Annotated in this window: 20 protein-coding genes; 10 read left to right on the top strand and 10 right to left on the bottom strand. The window is 74.7% G+C overall.

Annotated features, from left to right (window positions below; all coding sequences use genetic code 11):
• Window positions 1-24: 24 nt before the first annotated feature.
• The 3 genes from AF335_RS05275 to AF335_RS05265 all read right to left on the bottom strand — a co-directional run bounded on the left by AF335_RS05275 (window position 25) and on the right by AF335_RS05265 (window position 3421).
• The gene (locus AF335_RS05275) at window positions 25-1047 is read right to left on the bottom strand and encodes a DMT family transporter (RefSeq protein WP_102917114.1); all 1023 of its coding nucleotides are present in this window, start codon (window positions 1045-1047) and stop codon (window positions 25-27) included.
• Between the two features lie 296 nt (window positions 1048-1343).
• A complete protein-coding gene (gap, locus tag AF335_RS05270; RefSeq protein ID WP_102917113.1) occupies window positions 1344-2342 on the bottom strand; it encodes a type I glyceraldehyde-3-phosphate dehydrogenase in 999 nt (332 codons plus the stop codon).
• Window positions 2343-2464: 122 nt separating this feature from the next.
• Window positions 2465-3421, bottom strand: a complete 957-nt coding sequence (locus AF335_RS05265; RefSeq protein ID WP_102917112.1) for a GlxA family transcriptional regulator — start codon at window positions 3419-3421, stop codon at window positions 2465-2467.
• Between the two features lie 219 nt (window positions 3422-3640).
• Here AF335_RS05265 and AF335_RS05260 point away from each other — a divergent pair, with 219 nt between their 5' ends.
• The 4 genes from AF335_RS05260 to AF335_RS05245 are packed head-to-tail and all read left to right on the top strand — an operon-like array spanning window position 3641 to window position 7430.
• A complete protein-coding gene (locus tag AF335_RS05260) occupies window positions 3641-4912 on the top strand; it encodes a beta-ketoacyl-[acyl-carrier-protein] synthase family protein (protein WP_170127603.1) in 1272 nt (423 codons plus the stop codon).
• Window positions 4909-6147 carry a ketosynthase chain-length factor gene (locus AF335_RS05255; protein ID WP_102917111.1) on the top strand — a complete coding sequence of 413 codons (1239 nt, stop codon included), beginning with the start codon at window positions 4909-4911 and terminating at the stop codon, window positions 6145-6147. Before AF335_RS05260 ends, AF335_RS05255 begins: the two co-directional genes overlap by 4 nt.
• A 42-nt stretch (window positions 6148-6189) precedes the next feature.
• Complete coding sequence (locus tag AF335_RS05250; protein ID WP_228773471.1) at window positions 6190-6474, top strand: acyl carrier protein; 285 nt, start codon at window positions 6190-6192, stop codon at window positions 6472-6474.
• Window positions 6471-7430: an aromatase/cyclase gene (locus tag AF335_RS05245; protein WP_244926925.1), complete on the top strand. Its 960-nt coding sequence runs from the start codon at window positions 6471-6473 to the stop codon at window positions 7428-7430. Before AF335_RS05250 ends, AF335_RS05245 begins: the two co-directional genes overlap by 4 nt.
• Window positions 7431-7490: 60 nt before the next feature.
• Here the strand turns inward: AF335_RS05245 and AF335_RS05240 are convergent, their stop codons facing one another.
• Both AF335_RS05240 and AF335_RS34435 read right to left on the bottom strand, forming a co-directional pair.
• Complete coding sequence (locus tag AF335_RS05240; RefSeq protein WP_170127602.1) at window positions 7491-8615, bottom strand: acyl-CoA dehydrogenase family protein; 1125 nt, start codon at window positions 8613-8615, stop codon at window positions 7491-7493.
• A 5-nt stretch (window positions 8616-8620) separates the two neighbouring features.
• The gene (locus AF335_RS34435; RefSeq protein WP_170127601.1) at window positions 8621-9013 is read right to left on the bottom strand and encodes a DoxX family protein; all 393 of its coding nucleotides are present in this window, start codon (window positions 9011-9013) and stop codon (window positions 8621-8623) included.
• A 340-nt stretch (window positions 9014-9353) separates the two neighbouring features.
• Here AF335_RS34435 and AF335_RS05230 point away from each other — a divergent pair, with 340 nt between their 5' ends.
• The 3 genes from AF335_RS05230 to AF335_RS05220 are packed head-to-tail and all read left to right on the top strand — an operon-like array spanning window position 9354 to window position 12456.
• The gene (locus tag AF335_RS05230; RefSeq protein WP_102917109.1) at window positions 9354-10244 is read left to right on the top strand and encodes an NmrA/HSCARG family protein; all 891 of its coding nucleotides are present in this window, start codon (window positions 9354-9356) and stop codon (window positions 10242-10244) included.
• Window positions 10241-11395, top strand: coding sequence for an acyltransferase family protein (locus AF335_RS05225; protein ID WP_228773470.1), 1155 nt, complete (start codon window positions 10241-10243; stop codon window positions 11393-11395). The genes AF335_RS05230 and AF335_RS05225 overlap by 4 nt, the downstream gene beginning before the upstream one ends.
• Window positions 11392-12456 carry a methyltransferase gene (locus tag AF335_RS05220; RefSeq protein ID WP_102917108.1) on the top strand — a complete coding sequence of 355 codons (1065 nt, stop codon included), beginning with the start codon at window positions 11392-11394 and terminating at the stop codon, window positions 12454-12456. Before AF335_RS05225 ends, AF335_RS05220 begins: the two co-directional genes overlap by 4 nt.
• Before the next feature lie 202 nt (window positions 12457-12658).
• Here the strand turns inward: AF335_RS05220 and AF335_RS05215 are convergent, their stop codons facing one another.
• A complete protein-coding gene (locus AF335_RS05215) occupies window positions 12659-14158 on the bottom strand; it encodes a DHA2 family efflux MFS transporter permease subunit (protein WP_102917107.1) in 1500 nt (499 codons plus the stop codon).
• Between the two features lie 64 nt (window positions 14159-14222).
• On the opposite strand from AF335_RS05215, the gene AF335_RS05210 reads away from it, so the two are divergent.
• The gene (locus tag AF335_RS05210) at window positions 14223-14927 is read left to right on the top strand and encodes a TetR family transcriptional regulator (RefSeq protein WP_102917106.1); all 705 of its coding nucleotides are present in this window, start codon (window positions 14223-14225) and stop codon (window positions 14925-14927) included.
• A gap of 59 nt (window positions 14928-14986) precedes the next feature.
• Here the strand turns inward: AF335_RS05210 and AF335_RS05205 are convergent, their stop codons facing one another.
• The gene (locus AF335_RS05205; RefSeq protein WP_170127600.1) at window positions 14987-15898 is read right to left on the bottom strand and encodes a TIGR03619 family F420-dependent LLM class oxidoreductase; all 912 of its coding nucleotides are present in this window, start codon (window positions 15896-15898) and stop codon (window positions 14987-14989) included.
• 192 nt (window positions 15899-16090) lie between these two features.
• Between AF335_RS05205 and AF335_RS05200 the strand changes: the two genes are divergently transcribed.
• Window positions 16091-16942 carry an SAM-dependent methyltransferase gene (locus AF335_RS05200; RefSeq protein ID WP_102917104.1) on the top strand — a complete coding sequence of 284 codons (852 nt, stop codon included), beginning with the start codon at window positions 16091-16093 and terminating at the stop codon, window positions 16940-16942.
• Between the two features lie 3 nt (window positions 16943-16945).
• The gene (locus AF335_RS05195; protein WP_102917103.1) at window positions 16946-17494 is read left to right on the top strand and encodes a hypothetical protein; all 549 of its coding nucleotides are present in this window, start codon (window positions 16946-16948) and stop codon (window positions 17492-17494) included.
• A gap of 154 nt (window positions 17495-17648) precedes the next feature.
• Here the strand turns inward: AF335_RS05195 and AF335_RS05190 are convergent, their stop codons facing one another.
• The 3 genes from AF335_RS05190 to AF335_RS05180 are packed head-to-tail and all read right to left on the bottom strand — an operon-like array spanning window position 17649 to window position 20253.
• Window positions 17649-18686 (bottom strand): LLM class flavin-dependent oxidoreductase, encoded by a 1038-nt coding sequence (locus AF335_RS05190; protein ID WP_102917102.1) that lies wholly within the window; start codon window positions 18684-18686, stop codon window positions 17649-17651.
• A 41-nt stretch (window positions 18687-18727) separates the two neighbouring features.
• On the bottom strand, window positions 18728-19468 hold the full coding sequence (locus AF335_RS05185) for an SDR family NAD(P)-dependent oxidoreductase (protein ID WP_102917101.1): 741 nt from the start codon (window positions 19466-19468) through the stop codon (window positions 18728-18730).
• On the bottom strand, window positions 19468-20253 hold the full coding sequence (locus AF335_RS05180; RefSeq protein ID WP_102917100.1) for an SDR family NAD(P)-dependent oxidoreductase: 786 nt from the start codon (window positions 20251-20253) through the stop codon (window positions 19468-19470). The genes AF335_RS05185 and AF335_RS05180 overlap by 1 nt, the downstream gene beginning before the upstream one ends.
• Window positions 20254-20450: the final 197 nt, after the last annotated feature.

Below are 20450 nucleotides of genomic sequence, written 5' to 3'. Positions count from 1 at the left end.
GACGGACCCGGCGCGGCGTCACCCCTACTTCCGGGCGCAGCGCGCGCTGACGAGAGGGCGGGCGGCCGGCGTACGGGGCGGCCGGCAGGGTCCGTAGGGCGTGGTGCCCGGCCCCGGGGACGAGGCGCCGGGTCCCCGGGGCGGGGTCCTAGGGCCCCACGGGTGTTCGCCCGCCCCCACCGGGCCGACGCGGCCCGGCGTCGCCCGCTCCCGGCCCTCGCGCCGGACGCTGTCGTGGACCGTCAGCGTGATCACTCCGCTCGCGGCGACGGCTCCGGCGGCGAGCGCCAGCAGCCCGCCGGGGAGCCCGTACCGGAAACCCTCGCCCAGCACCGCTATCCCCACGGCCGCGGCCACGGCGGGGTTGACGACGGTCACCGTCGCGAGCGGCGAGGAGAGGCCGGCGCCGCGGTAGGAAGCCTGGGACAGCAGCATTCCGGCGGAGGCGAGCAGCGCGATCGTGACCAGGGTGGGCACCAGGGCGCCGGTCCGGTGCGAGGTCCAGTCCTCGGCGGCGGCCTTGGTGAAGACGGACGCCATCCCGAAGGCGATACCGGCGGCGGAGGCCAGCACGACGCCCCGGACGACGGGGCGGCGCACCCACCGCGCGGCGAGCGAGACGACCGCCACGACGGCGACCGCGCCCATGGCGAGCCCGGGCCGCTGTCCGGCGGCGAGGGACTCCGCCCGCGCGGGCCCGGTCAGCGCCAGCAGCCCCGCGAGCCCTCCGGTGGCGAGGAGCGCGCCCCGCCAGCCGACGGCTCCGACGGGTCTGCGCACCAGCAGGGCGGCCATCGGCAGCGCGAAGACGATCGTCAGGGCGCCGAGCGGCTGCACCAGACTGAGCGGCCCGAAGGCCAGCGCCACCACGTGCAGCCCGGCGCCCACGCCGGTCAGCGCGACGGCGCCCCACCAGCTCGGCCGCCGCAGCGGCCCGTAGGTCCCATCCTCGTTCGAGGCCGCGACGCGCTCCTGCACGATGGCCGCCGCCGCGTAACAGACGGCGGACACCAGGCACAGCGCCACCGACACCACCAGCGAACTCACGTCGCCCCTCGCCGGTCGTCCGTCCCGAAGCCCTTCATGCCTCCACGATCCCTCGCGGAACGGGCGCCGTCGTCGTACCCAGGTACGGATTGTCAGGTACTACAGATGGAGTACGGGGCTACGGCGGGCAGCCCTCCCGGACCTGCCCCGCCCGCCCCGCCTGCCCTGCCTGCCCCGCCTGCCCCGCCTGCCCGGCCGGAGCGCATCACCTCGCGCCGCCCCGGGCTGATCCGCCCGGGCCAGGCGAGGTCCGGCACCGCGGCCCTCGAAGAGCGCCCTGACCACGCCGCGGGCGGTCAGCCGGTGGCGAGGAGTTCGAGCGTGTCGATCACGCGGTTCGAGAAGCCCCACTCGTTGTCGTACCAGGCGACCACCTTGATGTGGCGGCCGTCGACGCGGGTGAGGGCCGAGTCGAAGATCGACGAGGCCGGGTTGCCGACGATGTCGGACGACACGAGCGCGTCCTCGGAGTATTCGAGGACGCCCGCGAGCGGGCCTTCCGCCGCGGCGCGGTAGGCCGCCAGCACGTCCTCGCGCGTCACGTCGCGGGCGACGGTCGTGTTGAGCTCGACGATCGAGCCCACCGGCACCGGCACACGGATCGAGTCGCCGGACAGCTTGCCGTCGAGCTTCGGCAGCACCAGGCCGATCGCCTTGGCCGCGCCGGTCGTGGTCGGCACGATGTTGACCCCGGCGGCCCGGGCACGGCGCGGGTCGCGGTGCGGACCGTCCTGGAGGTTCTGCTCCTGCGTGTAGGCGTGCACCGTCGTCATGAACCCGTGCTCGATGCCCGCGAGTTCGTCGAGCACCTTGGCCAGCGGCGCGAGCGCGTTGGTCGTGCAGGAGGCGTTCGAGACGATCGTGTGCGCGGCCGGGTCGTACGTGTCGGTGTTGACCCCGAACGCGAGCGTGACGTCGGCGCCGTCCGACGGCGCGCTGACCAGAACCTTCTTCGCACCCGCGTCGAGGTGGGCGCGGGCGGCCTCGGCCGAGGTGAAGCGGCCGGTGGCCTCCAGGACGACGTCGACGCCGAGCGCGGCCCACGGCAGCCGCGCCGGTTCGCGCTCGGCCAGCACGGTGATCCGGCGGCCGTCGACGACGAGGGCGTCCCCGTCGACGGTCACCGGGCGCCCGAGCCGGCCGGCCGTGCTGTCGTAGGCGAGCAGCCGGGCGAGAGCGGCGGGCTCGGTGAGGTCGTTGATCGCGACGATCTCCAGGGCGCTCTCGCGCTCCAGCAGTGCGCGCAGCACATTGCGTCCGATGCGGCCGAATCCGTTGATGGCGATGCGAGTCATGGGTGACATCCCTTCCCTTCGCCACCAGACTCGCCCGCGGCCGGCGCCGCCGACAGTGGCGGGATCGCCACGGTTCAAAAGGATCTCGCCACCGGGTGCCGGGCGGCGGGGCTGTTCACCCCCTATTCGCCCCGGGTGAAGGTGCGCCGGTACTCGCTCGGCGTGGCGCCGAGGACGCGCTGGAAGTGCAGGCGCAGGTTCGCTCCGGTGCCGAGCCCGACGTCGGCGGCGATCTGCTCGACGCTGCGCTGCGAGCGTTCCAGCAGCTCGCGGGCCTGGTCGATGCGGGCGCGCATCACCCACTGCATCGGTGTGCAGCCGGTCTCCTCGACGAAGCGCCGGGAGAACGTGCGCGGCGAGACCCCGGCCTGTCGCGCCAGTATGTCGAGGGTGAGGGGCTCGGCGAGCCGGTGCAGCGCCCACTCGCGGGTGGTGCCGAAGCGCTCGCCGTGCGGCTCGGGCACGCTGCGCGGCACGTACTGGGCCTGGCCGCCGCTGCGGTAGGGGGCCGCGACCAGGCGGCGGGCCGCGTGGTTGGACGCGGCCACTCCGAGGTCGCCGCGCAGGATGTGCAGGCACAGGTCGATGCCGGAGGCGGCACCGGCCGACGTGAGCACGCTGCCCTCGTCGACGAACAGGACGTTCTCGTCGACCCGGATGCGCGGGTGCCTGGCCGCCAGTGCCCGCGTGTAGTGCCAGTGCGTCGTGGCACGCCTGCCGTCGAGCAGGCCCGTGGCGGCGAGCGCGAAGGCGCCCGTCGAGATGGCGGCGAGCCGCGCGCCCCGGTCGTGGGCGGTGCCCAGCGCGTCGACGACGGCCCGCGGCGGGTCGTCGCGGTCCGGGTGCCGGTAGCCGGGCACGAAGACGATGTCCGCCCACGCGAGCGCCTCCAGGCCGTGGGCGACGTGGTACGACAGACCGTCACCGCCGGTCACGAGGCCGGGTGCCGCCCCGCACACCCGCACCTCGTACGGCATGCTCGCGCGGGCCGTGAAGACCTGCGCGGGAATTCCGACGTCGAGCGGCTTCGCGCCCTCCAGCACGAGGACGGCGACGCGATGCGAGGGGAAGGCTGACACGGGGACGAGGCTACGTGGGGCGTGCCGTCCCACCGGCGGCGGTGGCGGCCGCCACGTCCGATCCGCCCCGCCCGAACCGCCCTCCGGCCACGCCGAGCCGTTCCCGAGCGCCCCTCCAGAGGAGGTCGAGGCCGCACCCCGAGTCTGCTCGCAGCCCCGGCAGCACGTCCGGCCGGGGCTCCGGGACGCCCGTGGCGGGCGCAGGCGGAGGGAGCGACCGTGGGGGAACGGCGCGTAGTGATCACCGGTATCGGGGTGCGCGCCCCAGGGGGCAGTGGCACCAAGGAGTTCTGGGAGCTGCTGGTCAACGGCCGGACGGCGACCCGCAGGATCTCCTTCTTCGACCCCTCGCCCTTTCGTTCGCGGGTCGCCGGCGAGGTCGACTTCGACGCGCGGGCCGAGGGGTTCGGCCCCCGGGAGATCCGGAGAATGGACCGGGCCACCCAGTTCGCCGTCGCGTGCACCCGCGACGCCCTCGCCGACAGCGGGCTGTCGCCGGGGGCTGTGCCGCCGCACCGGATCGCCGTGGCCTTGGGCACGGCGGTCGCCTCGGCGACCAGCCTGGAGGACGAGTACCTGGTGATGTCGGACGGCGGGAAGGACTGGCTGGTCGATCCCGATCACCTCTCCCCCTACATGTTCGACTACCTCAGCCCGGGGGCGATGCCCGCCGAGGTCGCCTGGGCGGTGGGTGCGGAGGGCCCGGTCACGATGGTGTCCGACGGCTGCACCTCCGGGCTCGACGCCGTCGGGTACGCGGTCCAGCTGATCCGTGAGGGCACCGTGGACGCCGCCGTCGCCGGGGCCACCGACACGCCGATCACGCCGATCGTGGTGGCCTGCTTCGACGCCATCAAGGCGACCACCCCTCGGGACGACGAACCGGCCCTGGCGTCCCGGCCCTTCGACGCCACGCGCAACGGCTTCGTCATCGCCGAGGGCGCGGCGATGTTCGTGCTGGAGGAGTACGAGGCGGCGCGGGCGCGCGGGGCGCCCGTCTACGCCGAGGTCAGCGGCTACGCCACCCGCTGCAACGCGTACCACATGACCGGGCTGAAGAAGGACGGCCGCGAGATGGCGGAGGCGATCCGGGCGGCGCTCGACGAGGCCCGGCTGGACCGTACGGCCGTGGACTACGTCAACGCGCACGGCTCCGGCACCAAGCAGAACGACCGCCATGAGACGGCCGCGTTCAAGCGCAGCCTCGGTGACCACGCCCGCCGGGTGCCGGTCAGCTCGATCAAGTCGATGATCGGGCACTCGCTCGGCGCCATCGGGTCCATCGAGATCGCGGCCTGCGCCCTGGCGATCAAGCACGACGTGGTGCCGCCCACGGCGAACCTGCGCACGCCCGACCCGGAGTGCGACCTGGACTACGTGCCGTTGACCGCCCGGGAACAGCGGGTGGACACGGTGCTGTCGGTGGGCAGCGGGTTCGGTGGCTTCCAGAGCGCGATGGTCCTTCAGGGGCTGGGGGGTGCCGCCCGATGAGCGATGCGGTGATCACGGGAATGTCGGTGGCCTCGCCCATCGGCCTCGGTACGGAGGAGCACTGGAAGTCCGTCCTCGCGGGCCGGCACGGCATAGGCGAGGTGGACCGCTTCGACGTCTCCGGCTATCCCTCCCGGCTGGCCGGGCAGATCCGGGGCTTCGAGGCCGCGGACCACCTGCCCGGCAGGCTGCTGCCGCAGACCGATGTGTCCACCCGCTACGCGCTGGCCATGGCGCGGTGGGCGCTGGAGGACGCCGGTGTCGAGCCGGGCACCACGGCCGGTCCGGGCGCACCGGCCGACTACGACATGGGGGTGGTCGTCTCCAGCGCGCAGGGCGGCTTCGACTTCACGCACCGGGAGTTCCGCAAGCTGTGGAGCCAGGGGCCGGAGTACGTCAGCGTCTACGAGTCGTTCGCCTGGTTCTACGCCGTCGACACGGGCCAGATCTCCATCCGGCACGGGCTGCGGGGGCCGAGCGCCGCGCTGGTCGCGGAGCAGGCCGGCGGCCTGGACGCGGTCGGGCACGCCCGGCGCACCGTACGCCGGGGCACCCGGCTCGTCGTCGCCGGCGGAGTGGACTCGGCGCTGGACCCGTGGGGCTGGGCCGCCCAGCTGGCGGGCGGCCGGGTGAGCACGGCACGCGAACCTGAGCGTGCTTTCCTGCCGTTCGACCGGGACGCCGGTGGCCATGTGCCCGGTGAGGGAGGTGCGATCCTCGTGGTCGAGGACGCGGACTCGGCCCGGGAGCGCGGCGCGCCGCGGCGGTACGGCCGGATCGCCGGTCATGCCGCGACCTTCGACCCGCCGCCGGGGAGCGGCCGGCCTTCCGCTCTGCGCCGGGCCGTCGAACTGGCCCTGGCCGACGCGGGCCGCACAGCTCATGACATCGGCGTCGTGTTCGCCGACGCCGCGGGTGTCCCCGAGCTCGACCGCGCCGAGGCCGAGGCGCTGCGGGCCGTCTTCGGCCCGTACGGCGTGCCCGTCACGGCGCCCAAGGCGCTGACCGGGCGGCTGTACGGGGGCGGTGGCCCCGTGGACCTGCTCTGCGCCCTGCTCAGCCTGCGGGACGGCGTCGTCCCGCACACCGCGCACACCGCACGGGTGCCCGAGGACTACGGCCTCGACCTCGTGCGCGACGAGCCGCGCGGCCTGCCCGTCCGTTCCGCCCTGGTGCTCGCTCGCGGCCGCCGGGGCTTCAACTCGGCCGTCGTCGTGACCGCTCCGGATTCCTGACGGCTCGCCGAACCACTGTTTTTCACCAGGAGGCAGCACATCATGACCGAACCGATGGACATGAACACCCTGCGCCGGATACTCGTGGCCTGTGCGGGCGAGGACGAGGCGGCCGCTCCGGCCGGCGACATCCTCGACGTCCCCTTCACGGACCTGGGTTACGACTCGCTCGCCCTGATGGAGAGCGCGGCCCGGATCAAGCAGGAGTTCGGGGTGGACATCGCCGACGACGTCCTGACCGAGCTGGAGACGCCGCGTGCGCTGCTCGACCTCGTCAACGGCTCCGTGCGCGCCGGACGGCCGGCCGAGGGGGTGAGGGTCGCGTGACCGGCTCCGGCCCGCCCCGGGTGCACCGCACCGAGCACTCGCTCATCGTGGCCGCGCCCCCGGCTCGGCTCTACGCGCTGATCGCGGACGCGGCGTCCTGGCCGGCGGTCTTCGGCCCGTGCGTCCACGTCCGGCATCTGGCCCGTACCGACCGCTCGGAGCGCTTCGAGCTGTGGGCGGAGGTGAACGGCGAGGTCAGGCAGTGGACTTCGCGCCGCACCCTCGCCCCGGAGCGGTTCTACGTGGGCTTCCGCCAGGAGCGCTCGGCGCCGCCGGTCGCCTCGATGGGCGGCGGGTGGCTGTTGCGGCCGTTGTCCGGCCGCCGTACGGAGGTGGTGCTGCGGCACCGCTTCACCACCGTCGGCGACGATCCGGTGGCCCCGGCCGGGCTGCTGGCGGCCCTCGACCGCAACAGCGGCTCGGAGCTGGCCGCCCTGGCGCGCGTCGCCGAGTCCGGGCACCCGGTGCGGGACGTCGTCCTGACCTTCAGCGACACGATCGAGGCGGCGTGCCCGGCGGAGGCGGCGTACGCCTTCGTCGAGCGCGCCGACCTGTGGGCCGAGCGGCTGCCGCACGTGTCGCGCAGCGAGCTGATGGAGGTCGCCCCCGGTGTCCAGGAGCTGGCCATGGAGACGGTCACCCCGGACGGCGCGGCGCACACGACGCGCTCGGTCCGGGTGTGCCACCGGCCCGAATGGATCGCCTACAAACAGCGGGTGCTGCCGGAGCTGCTGCTCGGCCACAGCGGTCTGTGGACGTTCGAGGACGTCGGTGCCGGCCGCGGGGCCAGGGCCACGGCGCGGCACACGGTGGTCATCGACGCGGCCGCGGTGCCCTCGGTGCTGGGCGAGGGCGCCACGCCGGCCGACGCCCGCGCGTACGTGCGCCGGGCGCTGGGGAACAACAGCCGGACCACGCTGTCGCTGGCGGTGGGGGCCGGGACGGCGGCACGCTGACGCGGGGCACGCCACAAGGGCCCGCCGGGGGATCCCGGCGGGCCCTTGTGGCGTGCCCGGTCATCCGTCTGCCAGGACCTGCTCGGCGTAGGCCGTCGCGGCGGCGTCCAGGCGCAGTACGAGGTGGCTGGTCGCGGAGTTGACGTCCCGCCAGGAGCGTTCGAAGGGGCCGCCGGCGGCCTGGCCGGAGGTGCCCGTCGCGCGGAACATCCGGTTGACGGAGGTCAGCAGCGTCTCCGAGGCGAGGGCGCAGTCGCGGGCGCCGCGCGCCGTCAGCAGGCCGGTGTGCGTGCCCTGGTCGGCGACGGCCGCGGCGCGGCGCACGAGGAGCTCGGCCGCGTCCAGCTCCCCCGCGGTGCGGGCGAGGGCGTCGCGGAAGCCCGCGTCGTGCGCCGCTCCGGCTCCGGCCCGGGCGGCGGCCCAGGCGGTCCACGCGGTGAGCATGCCGCGCGCGGCGCCCAGGACGGGGAGGACGAAGGACAGGCCGTTGACGGCCTTCAGCGGCACCCGGTGGCACGCCGCCGGGGACGGTGAGCCGGTGCCCTCCATCACCTGCTCGCGGTCGAAGGACAGGTGCTCGGGTACGAACGTGCCGTCCAGGACGAGGGTGTTGCTGCCGGTGCCGCGCATGCCCACCGAGAACCAGGTGTCCCGGATGGTGTAGGCGGTGCGCTCCACCGCGAAGTAGCGGGCCCGGGGCTGTCCGCCGGACGGGGCCGTCGCGCACACCAGTGCCCATTGCGAGTGGTCCACGGCGCTGATGAACGACCAGGTGCCGGAGAGCCGCCAGCCGCCGGGGACGGCCTCGGCGCGGCCTACCGGCATCAGCGCCCCCACCAGCAGGGTGTCGGGCCCCTCCGCCCAGAGTTCCGCCTGCCCCTTCTCGGGCAGGTGGGCCGCCATCCGGGCCACGGTCGAGCCGAGCGAGGCCACCCAGGCGGTGGCCGCGCAGCCCTCGCCGACCGCCGTGACGGCGTCGGCGAGCTCGGTGAAGGTGCCCGCGGTCCCGCCCCACCGCCGGGGGACGAAGTGCCGGGCGAAACCGGCGTCGACGACGGCGCGGACGACGTCGGGGCGCAGCCTGCGCTCCCGGTCGGCGGCGGCGGCGTGCCGTGCCGCGAGCCGGGCGACGTCCCGGGCCCCGGCGGCGAGGGGCGCGCCGGTGATCTCTTCCTCGGTCCGCACGGCGTTCACTCCCCGCCGGCCGCGAGCGCGTCGGCGGCGGCGATCGCCAGCGCGCCGAGCAGGCTGAGGTTCTTGAAGAACTCGTTGCGCTGGGTGACGCGGCGGGCCGGGTCCTCCTGCCGCCAGAAGTCGTGCACGGTCACGGTCGTCGGCACCAGGCAGACGGCCAGCAGGCAGACGCTGAGCGGCGGCCGGAAGCCCGCGCCCAGCGCCAGACCGCCGACGAGCATGCCGGCCGCCGTGGCCCGGGTGGCGGCCTCCGGCAGCGGGACGCCGTGCTTCTCCGCGAGCGCGGGCAGCGGGCCGGGGTCGCGCAGCACGCTGTAGCCGCCGGTGACGAAGCTGGCGGCCAGCAGCGGCCTGGCCAGTCCCCGTACGGTCCGGTGTGTCCTCTTCATGGCTCCCTCGTCCTCCTCGGTCGCGTCCCGCACAGCGGCGGGCGATGAGCCGCAGCCGCCGTCCGAGGTCCGGGCCCGTGCCGCGGAAGCAGGCCGTGCCGTGCCGACCGGACGGCGTACGGGCGGTGGCCGCCGGGGGTGTCGTGCCCGGGCCATGGCCCATGGCCGACTGCTCCCTTCGCCGTGGCAGGTGCGGTGCCCGACGCTCCCCTCGGGGGCTCGAAGGCCGCTCGACGCGCGCTGGACAGGCGGTGTCCCTGTCGACCGCGCCTCCAGCCGGATTCCAGTGCGCGCGCCGAGCGTGGTGCGCCGGAACAACGACTCTCGGAAAGGGCATGCGATGGCCATCGGGGACAGGGACATCGATCGCTGGGTGCTGGTGCTGGGCGCGACCGGCCGGCAAGGAGGTTCGGCGGCCCGGCACCTGCTCGACCGGGGCTGGGCGGTCCGCGCGCTCGTACGCGATCCGGAGCATCCGCGGGCCCGGGAGCTCCAGGCCAAGGGCGTGCGGCTGGTGAAGGGGTCGCTGGACGACCCGGCCGCCGTGCGCGGGGCGGTGGCGGGGGCGTACGGGGTGTTCACCGTCTTCACGCCGACGCACGGCAACGGTCTGGACGGCGAGGAGCGGCACGCGGCACTGCTGGCCTCGGCCGTCCGGGACGCGGGGGTGGCGCACCTCGTGCACAGCTCGGTCGGCGGCGTGGAGAACCCCGGCGGCGTGGGCTGGCGGGAGACCAAGCTGACGGTCGAGCGGACCATGCGGGCGGCGGGGGTGCCCACGACGTTCCTGCGCGCGGTCTACTACATGGAGAACTTCCTCGACCTGCCGCCGGTCGTCGACGCCTCCGGGCAGCTGGTGCTCAGCCGGGGCCTGCTGCCGGAGACCCGGCTCCAGATGATCGCTTCGCAGGACATCGGCTGGTTCGTGGCCGACGCCTTCGACGACCCCGGGCACTTCGCCGGCCGGAACGTGGAGATCGCCGGTGACGAGCTCACCGGCCCGCGGATCGCCGAGGCGTTCGCGCGCCACACCGGGCTGCCGGCCCGCTTCGAGTCGGTGCCCATCGAGGAGATCCGGCGGCAGAACGAGTGGATGGCCAAGACCTTCGTGTGGTTCAACGAGGTCGGCTACACCGCGGACATCCCCGCGCTGCGCGCGGCGCACCCGGGGCTGCTGACCTTCGACGCGTTCCTGCGCGGGTCCGGGTGGTCACCGCGAGATCCGGAATGACCGCGTCGGCCACGGTGGACCGGGACGGCCGCCGGCCGGGGCTGCCCTCGCTGACGGGCATGCGCTTCCTGGCGGCCGCCGCGGTCTTCTTCTCGCACGCCTTCTTCCGGTTCATCCCCAGCAGCTGGGGGTCGGGCGAGGGGCCGGCGTTCCTGTGGAGCAAGGCCGGGTCGACGGGGGTGTCGTTCTTCTTCGTCCTCAGCGGGTTCGTGCTGACGTGGTCGGCGCGGCCCGGTGCAGGACCCGGGGCGTTCTGGCGCAGGCGCGCCTGCAAGATCTACCCCAACCACCTGGTGACGGCGGCGGCCGCGGTGGTCCTGGCGCTGTCGCAGAGCCGTACGGTGACGGGGCACCAGCTGCTGCCGAACCTCCTGCTGGTGCACACGTGGCTGCCGCGCTTCGACGTCCTGACCGGCGTCAACTCGGTCAGCTGGTCGCTGGGGTGCGAGGCGTTCTTCTATCTGTCGTTCCCGCTGCTGCTGATCGCGCTGCGGCGGGTGCCGGGGCGGCGGCTGTGGTGGTGCGCCGGCGGGCTGGCCGCCGCGGTGTGGTGCGTGCCGCTGGTGTCCGAGGTGTTCCTGTCGGGCGGCGCGGTGCTGTCGCCGCGGATGCCGTATTCGGTGACGCAGATGTGGTTCGTCTACTTCTTCCCCCTGACGCGGTGCCTGGAGTTCGCGCTCGGCATGGTGCTGGCGCGGCTGGTCGCGGAGGGCCGGTTCCCGCGGGTGCCGCTCGCGCCGGCGGGGGCGCTCGTCCTCGGTTCGTACTTCGGGGCGCTGTACGCGCCCGGGCAGTACGGCACGGCCGCGGTGACCGTGGTGCCGCTGGCCCTGCTGATCGTCGCGGGGGCCGGGGCGGACGTGGGCGGACGGCCGTCGCCGCTGCGCGGCACCACGATGGTGTGGCTCGGCGAGGTGTCGTTCGCGCTGTACATGGTGCACGAACTGCTCATCGACCAGGTCGCCCGGGCCCTGGGCATCGGGCCGACGGACGACCTCTCCGGCTGGCAGGCCGCGGGGCTGTCGCTGCCGGTCCTGGGCGCCGCGGTCGGGGTGGCCTGGCTGCTGTACGCGGGTGTCGAACGGCCGGTGATGCGGCGGTGGAGCAGGCCCCGCGGAAAACTCGTTCTCGAAGTGGGTGAATTCTCATGACCTCTTCCCCTGGTTCCCCTGATTCCCCCGGTTCCCCCGGGTCCCCCGGCAACGGGGCGTCCGCGAGCGACGACCTGTTCCAGCTGGTCTTCCGGAGCGCCCCGTGGACCTTCCAGAGCCTGTACGTGACCGCCCGGCTCGGCCTCGCCGACCTGCTCGGCGACGGGCCGCGGACCAGCGACGAGCTGGCGGCCGCCACCGGCAGCGACGCGGACGCCCTCTACCGCTTCTGCCGCGCGGTGGCCGCGCTCGGGCTGTTCCGCGAGCACCCCGGGCGGGTCTTCGAACTGACCCCGTCCGGCGAGGCGTTCCGCGGCGGGGGCCTGGCGCAGTTCACGATCGTCAACGGTGCGGAGAACTTCCGCTCCTGGGCCGACGTCATGTACACCGTGCGGACGGGGAAGCCCGCCTTCGACCGGATCTACGGCATGCCCGCCTTCGCCTTCCTGGACCGCGACGAGGAGGCGCGGAAGGTGTTCCACACGATGGTCGGCCGGGGCACGGTCCCACCGGCCGTCGACTCCTGCGACTTCTCCTCCGACACCACCGTGGTGGACCTGGGCGGGAGCGTGGGGACGCTGCTCGCGCACGTCCTGCGGGAGCGGCCGGGGCTGCGCGGTGTGCTCCAGGACCTGCCGACGGTCGTCGGAGAGGCGCCCGCCGTGCTGGCCGGGGCGGGGGTCGCGGACCGGGTGGAGGTCGTGGGCCGGAGCTTCTTCGACGGGGTGCCGGCCGGCGGGAGCACGTATGTGCTCTCGCGGGTGCTGCACGACTGGGGCGACGATGACGCGCTGCGCATCCTGCGCAACGTCCGTGCCGTCATGACGAAGGACTCGCGGCTGGTCGTCATCGACCAGGTGATCCCGGAGGGCGGCGGCTTCCATCCCGGCAAGTTCTCCGATCTCCAGATGCTGGTCGTCCTCGGCGGGCGGGAGCGGACCGTGGAGGAGTTCCGGGATCTGCTGCTGCGGGCCGGCCTGAAGGTCAGGGCCCTCCGGCCGCCGGCGAACGACCCGGCGGGCAGCCCGCGCACGGAGGCGGTGATCGAGGCGGGGGTGTGAGCGGGGCGGTGGGGCGGGGGCGCCTCACCCGCGACGCCGGGTGGGTCCGGAGCGCGCGGGGGACGCGACACCGGACCCGGTGAGCCGTCGCCGGCCCGGTCGGAGCGCGGACGCGGACGTCCCGCTCCGGCCGGGCCCGGGCCCGTCGGGCGACGGCCGGGCTCAGGGGAAACCGTCCCGGGCGGTCGGGACGGCCGGGAGGTCACACCGCGCTGCGGGCCTCCGTCCCCGTGTCGTCCGGCACGCCCGCCGCCTCCCTGGCCGCCCGGCGTTCGAGGGCCGTCATCAGGACGGCGGGAAGCGTGGCGACGACCGCGGCCGCCAGCACCCAGACGAACGTGGTGCCGAAGCCGGACGCCTGCTGGGCCGGGCGGGCGCCCGCGTCGTCCAGGTGCTGCTGGAGCACCACGACGAAGAGCGCGGTGCCCATCGAACCGCCGACCCTCTGCAACATGTTGAGCTGCGGGGTGGCGTCGCCCACCTGGGCCGGCTCCAGGGCCCGGAAGGCCGCGGTCATGGCCGGCATGCCGGCCATGCCGATGCCGAAGCCGCGGGCGACCATCGCCAGGCTCAGCAGCCAGTAGGAGCTCCCGGAGGTGATCAGCACGAACGGCACGGTCGCCGCGACGCAGATCGCACCGCCGATGACGGCCGTCAGGCTGCCGATCTTCTCGAAAAGGCGCCCCGAGAGCCACATGGCGACGGCCGCGCCGATGCCCTGGGGGGCGAGCAGCAGCCCGGTGGCGACGGCGTCCTCGTGCCTGACCACCTGGTAGTACAGCGGCATCAGGATCATGCCGCCGAAGATGGCCGCGCCCATCGCGAAGGTGGCGAAGGAGGCCGCGCTGAACATCTTGTTCCGGTACAGCCTCAGGTCCAGCAGCGGGTGTTCGACCCGCAGGGCCCGCAGCACGAAGGCGGCGGTCAGGAACAGGCCGACGAGGAACGGCAGCAGGACGTCGGCGGCGAGCAGGTCGCCCTGCTGGCCTGCCCGGGCCAGCCCGTATGTGACGCCGACGACGCCCACGGACACCAGGAACAGCCCGATCGCGTCCAGCGGCCCCGCCTCCTCGGTCACGTCGCGCGGGAGCAGGCGCACCGTGAGGTAGAGGGCCAGCAGCCCGATGGGCACGTTGATCCAGAAGATCCACTCCCAGCCGGCGTGGTCCAGCAGCAGCCCGCCGATGGTCGGCCCGAAGACCGGTGTGAGCACCATCGGCACGCCGATCGCGCTCATCACCCGGGCCAGGCCCTGCGGCCCGGCCGCCCGCACCAGGATCATCTGCCCGACGGGCATCATCAGCCCGCCGCCGATGCCCTGGAGGATCCGGAAGCCGATCAGCATCTCGGCCGACGTGGCGATCCCGCACAGGGCTGAGGCCAGCGTGAAGACCGCGAGCGACCACGCGTAGAGCCGGCGGGGGCCGTAGCGCCTGGCGGCCCAGGCGGACAGGGGGATCACCGCCGCCAGGGCCAGCAGATAGCTGGTGACCACCCACTGGACGGTGTCCAGCGAGGTGTCGAAGTCGAGGGAGAGGTGCCGGAGGGCGACGTTGACAACGGTCGAGTCCAGGAAGGCGAGGATCGCGCCCAGCAGGACGACCAGCACCGCTTGCCGCGCTTGAGGGGAGAGGCCGGGCTTCTCCGCCGGGGCCGCGGCGGCCCCGTCCGGCGTGCCCGCTCGGTCATCGTATGCAGCCATGACCCCATGCTCATCCATCGGGATGCCACTGTCAACCAACTGGATGATTGAGTAAAGTGTGCGCATGACGACGAAGAGGAGCCACTCCGGGGCCGCCCCGGAGGCCACCGAGCCGCCCGACCGCCCCCGGCCGCGCCGCGCCCCGAAGACCGAGGAGCGGCAGCGGGACGCGGAGCGGTCCCGGAAGCTGCTGCTGGACGCGGCGCTGGAGGAGTTCGCCGGCCACGGCCTGGCCGGCGCCCGGGTGCAGGACATCGCCGAGCGCGCGGGCGTGAACAAGCAGCTGATCAGCTATTACTTCGGCGGCAAGCACGGCCTCTACCGCGAGTTGCAGCGCGAGTGGGCCGAGCGCGAGGCCCTCTTCGCCGAGGAGTACGCCCCGCTGGAGGAGGTCGCCGTCCGCTATCTGGAGCGCGGCCTGGCCGACCCCCGGCCGGCCCGGCTCGCCATCTGGCGCGGGCTGTCGGGGGACATGCAGGAGATCCCCGAGGAGACGTCGGCGATCACCGCCGACCTGGCCCGGCTGCACCGCGCCCGCGAGCGGGGCGAGATCTCCGCCGACCTGGACCCGGGCTTCCTCCGGCTGGCGGTGATGGGCATGGTGATGGCGCCGATCGTGATGCCGCAGATCGCCAAGGAGGCGTCGGGCCTCGACCCGCGATCGCCCGAGTTCCAGGAGCAGTACGGCGAGCAGATCCGCCGCTTCCTGCGACACCTGTCCGCGCCCGCGGAGACCGAGGGCCACGAGCCGGCCGGGCGCGAGCCGTAGCGGCGGGAGCGGACCCCCGCCACCGCCGGGCACCCGGATCCAGGCGCCCGGCGCGGCGCCTACCAGAGGCCGTCGGTCAGCTCCCGGAAGCGGGTGAGACGCGCGATCTCCGCGTTCGCGCCGCCCGCACCCCGCCGGTTGGAGAGGGTGATATGCGTGGCACCGGCCCGGCGCCAGGTCTCCAGGCGCTCGATCCAGGCGTCCTCGGGCAGCAGTTGCAGCGGGATGCGCGCCTCGATGCCGAAGTCCTCGGGGTCCCGGCCGTGTTCGGCCACCAGGGCGCGCAGCCGGCGGATCACGTCCAGACCGGCGTCCACGTCCCGCATCAGCGGGCCGAACATCTTGTAGCCGTCGGCGATGCGGGCCATCCGGTCCAGGACCGCGGGGCCCGGCACCCCGCCGCCCTCGAAGTCGCCGCCGCCCATCCACACCGGCACCGGCCGCTCCGGGCGCGGGTTGACCGCCACGTCCACGATCTCGATCAGCTTGCCGCGGTAGGTGACGTGCGGCTCGGTCCACAGCAGCCGCATCACCTCCACCTGCTCCTCCAGGAGCCGGCCGCGGGTCGCGGGGTCCACGCCGAGGGCGCGGACCTCCTCCCGGTTCCAGCCGACGCTGACGGACAGCCGCAGCCGCCCCTCCGAGAAGAGGTCGATCTCGGCGGCCTGCTTGGCCGCGATGCCGGCCGGGCGCAGCGGCAGCAGCACGGAGGCGGCGATCTCGATCCGCGAGGTCAGCGCGGCCACGAAGGCGGCCTGGGTGAACGCCTCGTGCCACGGCTCGCACGGGGAGATGTCCGAGGGCCAGTTCGGCGCCCGGGCCGGCAGGACGTGCTCGCCGAAGCCCAGATGGTCGTAGCCGAGCTCCTCGAACGCCTGGACGTAGTCCCGGAGTTCATGGCGGCTGTCGAAGTAAGGGAGGTCACCCCCGATCCTCAGCCGGCGGGGCGGGCGTTGCTGGGAGCTGGTCACGCGAGGAACCTCCGTGAGCGCGTAGAGCTTCTTCCCTGTCCCCGTCCACGATGGCACCGATCGCTGGAGCGCGGCTACTGCCACCCTCGAACGGCGCGCCGAACTCCCGTGCTTCCAGCGGGCTTCGAGCCCCCCTCCACCCGCCGGGGCCACCTTCACGCACACCACCCCGCACATCGAAAGGAGCGTCGGATGAACGACGGCAGGAAAGGGCCGGTGGGGCCCGGCGGCGGCCCGGAGCTGCCCACGGGCGTCAGCCTGACCGCGGTGGGCATCGCCGCCGGGCGGGCCGCGGAGAGCGACCGCGAGCACAGGCTGTTCCACGACCCCTACGCCCGCGCCTTCGTGGAGGCCGTCGGCGCGAGCGCCGTGGACGGCATGCGGGACTTCGCCGGGTACGTGGCCGTGCGCACCCGCTTCTTCGACGACTGTCTGACCGGCGCGGCGGACCGCGGCTGCCGTCAGGTGGTGATCCTGGCCGCGGGCCTGGACGCCCGGGCGTTCCGGCTGCCCTGGCCCGGCGGTACCCGCCTGTTCGAGGCGGACCTGCCGGAGCTGCTCGACTTCAAGGAGGGGGTGCTGGCCCGGCAGCGGGCGGTGCCCGCCTGCGCGCGCACGGTCCTGGGCGCCGATCTGCGCGGCGACTGGCCCGGCGCGCTGCTCGGCGCAGGCTTCGACCCCGCGGCGCCGTCCGCGTGGCTGGTCGAAGGACTGCTGCCCTATCTCTCCGCCGCCGAGAACGACGTGCTCCTGGACGAGGTGGGCAAGCTGGCGGCCCCCGGCAGCGAGCTCGCCATGGACCACATCGACTCGGGGACGAAGGGCGGCAGCCTGGCGGAGGTGTCGGACACCCTCGACGGCCTGGGCGCGGCCTGGCGGTCCACGCTCGACGACCCGGCGGCCTGGCTCACCGCGCACGGCTGGCACGTCATGGACGCCCCGACGGTGGCCGGGCTCGCGGCCCGGTACGGGCGCGGCGGGGACCTCGCCGCGCGCGTCGGGGCCCGGCCCAGCGGCCTGGCCGCCGCGGTCCGGGAGGGCTGAGCCGTGCCGGCCGACGCCCTGACGGCGGAGCGCGCGCCCGCGCTCGTCTGCCGGGTCCGCACCGAGCCGGACGGCGACGACCACACCATCCCGTACGTGCTGCGCTTCACCGTGACCGCGCCCCGCGCGGTGGCCGTCGGCGAGGAGTTCACCGTGCTCCTCGCGCCCGCGCCCCTCACGTTCAACCCCAGGATCAGCAGCGGCATCCGCGACACCACCCTGTGCTTCCACGCGCCCACAGCCGCGCGGGACGTCCGCTTCACCCTGGAGGGCGGCGACGGGACCCCGTACGCCGAACCGCTCCCCGGCGGCGGCCTGGCCGTGCGCTCCCCGGGGCCCTTCGCCGCCGGCGTGCCGTTCACCCTCCCGGCGCTCCGCTGGACGCTGCGGGCCGACGGCAGCGGCCCGGTGGAGACGGGCCTGGCGGGGTCCGGCTTCACCGACCCGGCGTGGAGCTACCGCTGGTCCAGGACCCGGGACGCCCGCCACGGCACGGTGGCGGGCTACCCGGACCCGGCCGCCGCGCTCAGCCGGACGGTGCCGGTGCGGTGACGCCCGTACGCGGAGGCTCGTACGCGCGCGCTTGCGCGGAGGCTCGTACGCGCGCCCTTGCGCAGGCGCCGTACACAGGCACACCTATGCGAACACCCGTACGCGGCGGACGTCGTACGGCCCGGCGGCACGGAGCGCCGTCCGGGCCGGGTGCTCACGCCCCGGCGTCCGCCAGCGCGAGCGCGGCCGCCGCGGCGCGGAGGATCCGGGTCCGGCCGTCCAGGGTGGTGGCCGCCGCGGAGACCATCACCCCGAGCGTGGTGACGCCGGCGTCGGCGTACGCGCGCATCCGGTCGGCGAGCCGGGGCACGGGCCCGACGAGGGCCGTACGGTCGATGAAGGCCGCGGGCAGCGCGGCCCCCGCCCCTTTGCGGTCACCGGCGGCGAGCCGTTCCCGCAGCAGGGCGGCCTCGCGTCCGTAGCCCATCCGCCGGGCCATGGCGCAGTAGAAGTTCCGCTCGGGGTCGCCGATGCCGAGCAGGTAGACGTACTGCCCGCGCAGGGCGTCCACGGCGCTGTCCACGTCGTCGGCGACCGCCGCGGGCAGGCTGGGCAGGACGTCGAACCCCGCCATGGCGCGCCCCGCCCGCAGCCTGCCCGCCCGGATCTCGGCGACGGCCCCGGCGACGTCCTCGGGCGAGGCGAAGACCCCGATCCAGCCGTCGGCGATCTCCCCGGCCAGCCGGAGCGCACGCGGCCCGACCGCCGCCAGATAGACGGGGACCGCGGACCGCGGCCGTTCGGTGTGCAGGTACAGGGGCGCGTCACCCCGGGTGCCGGGCACGGGCAGCCGGAAGTGCTCGCCCTCGTAGGTGACGGACTCCCCCGCCAGCGCCCGCCGGACGATGTCCACGTACTCCCGGGTGCGGGCCAGCGGCCGGTCGAAGCGCACGCCGTACCAGCCGTGCGACACATCGGGGTTGGACACGCCGAGCCCCAGCCGGAACCGGCCGCCGCTCAGCGCGTCCAGCGTCGCCGCCGTGAGGGCGGCGGTGCCCGGCGGGCGGGCGGGGATCTGCATGACGCCCGAGGCGAGTCCGATGTGCCGGGTCGCCCCGGCGGCCAGGCCGAGCACGCTGACGGCGTCGGAGCGGTAGCCCTCCGGGGCCAGCACCACGTCGTAGCCGAGTTCCTCGGCGGCGCGGGCCAGTTCGCCCGCGCCCTGATAGATGAGATTCGCGCCGAGCCGCATGCCGTTCCCTCCACTTGGGTCCTCGAACGCCGGGCGAGGCGTCAGACGAGGTGCGCGCCGCCGTCCACGAGCAGCACCTGTCCGGTGGTGTACGAGGCGCCGGCCAGGGCCAGTACGGCCTCGGCGACGTCCTCGGGCAGGCCCACCCTGCGCAGCGGCGTGCCCTCGCGCACCTTCTCGGCGATCGGGGCGAAGAAGTCGCTGTCGCGGGTCCAGGGCGTCTCGATCAGGCCGGGCGCCACCGCGTTGACCCGTACGCGCGGGCCGACGGCGTTCGCGAGCAGCACGGTCATGTGCCCGATCGCCGCCTTGCTCACCGCGTAGGGGATGGAGCTGCCCGCGGGCCGGCAGCCGGCGACGGAGGAGATGTTGACCACCGCCCCCGCCCCGGTCGCGGCCAGGTGGGGCATCGCGGCCACGGTCGTCTGCCAGGTGCCGAAGACGTTGAGCGCGAAGATCTCCCGCCAGACGGAGGGGGTCGCGCCCTCCAGGTCGGCGTGCGGGACGACGCGGGTGACGCCCGCGTTGTTGACCAGCAGGTCGAGCCGCCCGTAGTGCTCCACCGCGGCGGCCACCAGGTGGCGGGCCTCGGCCTCGACGGACACGTCGGCCCGTACGTACACGGCGTCCGGCAGGGACCGGGCGAGCTTCTCGCCGGCCTCCACGGAGCGGGCGGAGTTGACCACGACACGGATCCCCTCGGCGGCCAGCCGGGCGGCGACGGCCGCCCCGATGCCGGACGAGGAGCCGGTCACCAGGGCGACGCGGGCGGGCGCGGACATCAGTAGTTCCCCAGCCCGCCGCAGACGTTCAGCGCCTGGGCCGTCACCGCGGCCGCGTCGTCCCCGGCCAGGTACTCGACCATCGCGGCCACCTCGCGGGGCTCGACGTAGCGGCCCATCGGCACCCGGGTGGTGATGCGGTCGTGCGCCTCCGCCTCGCTGACGTCCCAGATGGCCGCGTAGTGCGCGCGGACCCGCCGGGCCATCGGCGTCTCGACGAAGCCGGGGCACACGGCGTTGACGGTGATGCCGGTGCGGGCGAGTTCCAGCCCGAGGGCCTTGGTGAAGCCGACGACGCCGTGCTTGGACGCGGAGTACGGGGCGGCGTGCACCACGCCCTGCTTGCCGCCGGTGGAGGCGATGTTGATGACGCGGCCGCGGCCCTCGGCGAGCATCCCGCCGGTGGTCAGGACCTCCTTGGTCATCAGGAAGACGCTGTTGAGGTTGGTGTTGATGACGTCGAACCACAGCTCGTCCGGGATCTCCGCGGTCGCGCCGCCGCCGCTGCGGCCGGCGTTGTTGACCAGGATGGCCACCGGCCCGTAGCGGTCCACGGCCGTGCGCACGTACTCCCTGATCCGCTCCGGCCGGGAGACGTCGCACACCGCGCCGTCCGCCTCGTGGCCCGCGGCGCGCAGCCCGGCGACGGTCGCCTCCAGCTCGTCCTTGCCGCGGGCGCAGAGGTGGACCCGCGTGCCGCGCGCGGCCAGCCGCCACGCGATCTCCTTGCCGATCCCGCTCGTGGCGCCGGTCACCAGGGCCACGGGCCTGACTGTCTCGCTCATGCGTCTCCGATCCCGCTGTCGTCGGAAGGTGGCGGCACGAGCGTGCGGCCCCGGCCTCGAGCCGACGTGGACGGCGGCTGGAGCTGCGGCCTGCGGCGCTTCGAGCCCGCTTCGAGGCGGGGCGGCGAAGGTGGGGCTCCCGGGCCGCCCGGGCCGCCCCGGCGCCTGCCGGCCTGCGGCGTACCCGCCCTGCCCGT

The organism is Streptomyces eurocidicus, assembly GCF_002891295.1.
Lineage (GTDB): Bacteria > Actinomycetota > Actinomycetes > Streptomycetales > Streptomycetaceae > Streptomyces > Streptomyces eurocidicus.
The sequence above is the reverse complement of the archived record's forward strand: the minus strand, read 5'-3'. Positions and strand labels throughout refer to the sequence as shown.

What these genes read in the sequence shown, in the direction of transcription:
- AF335_RS05200 (WP_102917104.1), top strand. Translation starts at nt 16,091, where the DNA reads ATGAACGACGGCAGGAAAGGGCCGGTGGGGCCCGGCGGCGGCCCGGAG.
- AF335_RS34435 (WP_170127601.1), bottom strand. Translation starts at nt 9,013, where the DNA reads ATGAAGAGGACACACCGGACCGTACGGGGACTGGCCAGGCCGCTGCTG.
- AF335_RS05255 (WP_102917111.1), top strand. Translation starts at nt 4,909, where the DNA reads ATGAGCGATGCGGTGATCACGGGAATGTCGGTGGCCTCGCCCATCGGC.
- AF335_RS05210 (WP_102917106.1), top strand. Translation starts at nt 14,223, where the DNA reads ATGACGACGAAGAGGAGCCACTCCGGGGCCGCCCCGGAGGCCACCGAG.
- gap (WP_102917113.1), bottom strand. Translation starts at nt 2,342, where the DNA reads ATGACTCGCATCGCCATCAACGGATTCGGCCGCATCGGACGCAATGTG.
- AF335_RS05250 (WP_228773471.1), top strand. Translation starts at nt 6,190, where the DNA reads ATGACCGAACCGATGGACATGAACACCCTGCGCCGGATACTCGTGGCC.
- AF335_RS05230 (WP_102917109.1), top strand. Translation starts at nt 9,354, where the DNA reads ATGGCCATCGGGGACAGGGACATCGATCGCTGGGTGCTGGTGCTGGGC.
- AF335_RS05180 (WP_102917100.1), bottom strand. Translation starts at nt 20,253, where the DNA reads ATGAGCGAGACAGTCAGGCCCGTGGCCCTGGTGACCGGCGCCACGAGC.
- AF335_RS05225 (WP_228773470.1), top strand. Translation starts at nt 10,241, where the DNA reads ATGACCGCGTCGGCCACGGTGGACCGGGACGGCCGCCGGCCGGGGCTG.
- AF335_RS05220 (WP_102917108.1), top strand. Translation starts at nt 11,392, where the DNA reads ATGACCTCTTCCCCTGGTTCCCCTGATTCCCCCGGTTCCCCCGGGTCC.
- AF335_RS05190 (WP_102917102.1), bottom strand. Translation starts at nt 18,686, where the DNA reads ATGCGGCTCGGCGCGAATCTCATCTATCAGGGCGCGGGCGAACTGGCC.
- AF335_RS05185 (WP_102917101.1), bottom strand. Translation starts at nt 19,468, where the DNA reads ATGTCCGCGCCCGCCCGCGTCGCCCTGGTGACCGGCTCCTCGTCCGGC.
- AF335_RS05215 (WP_102917107.1), bottom strand. Translation starts at nt 14,158, where the DNA reads ATGGCTGCATACGATGACCGAGCGGGCACGCCGGACGGGGCCGCCGCG.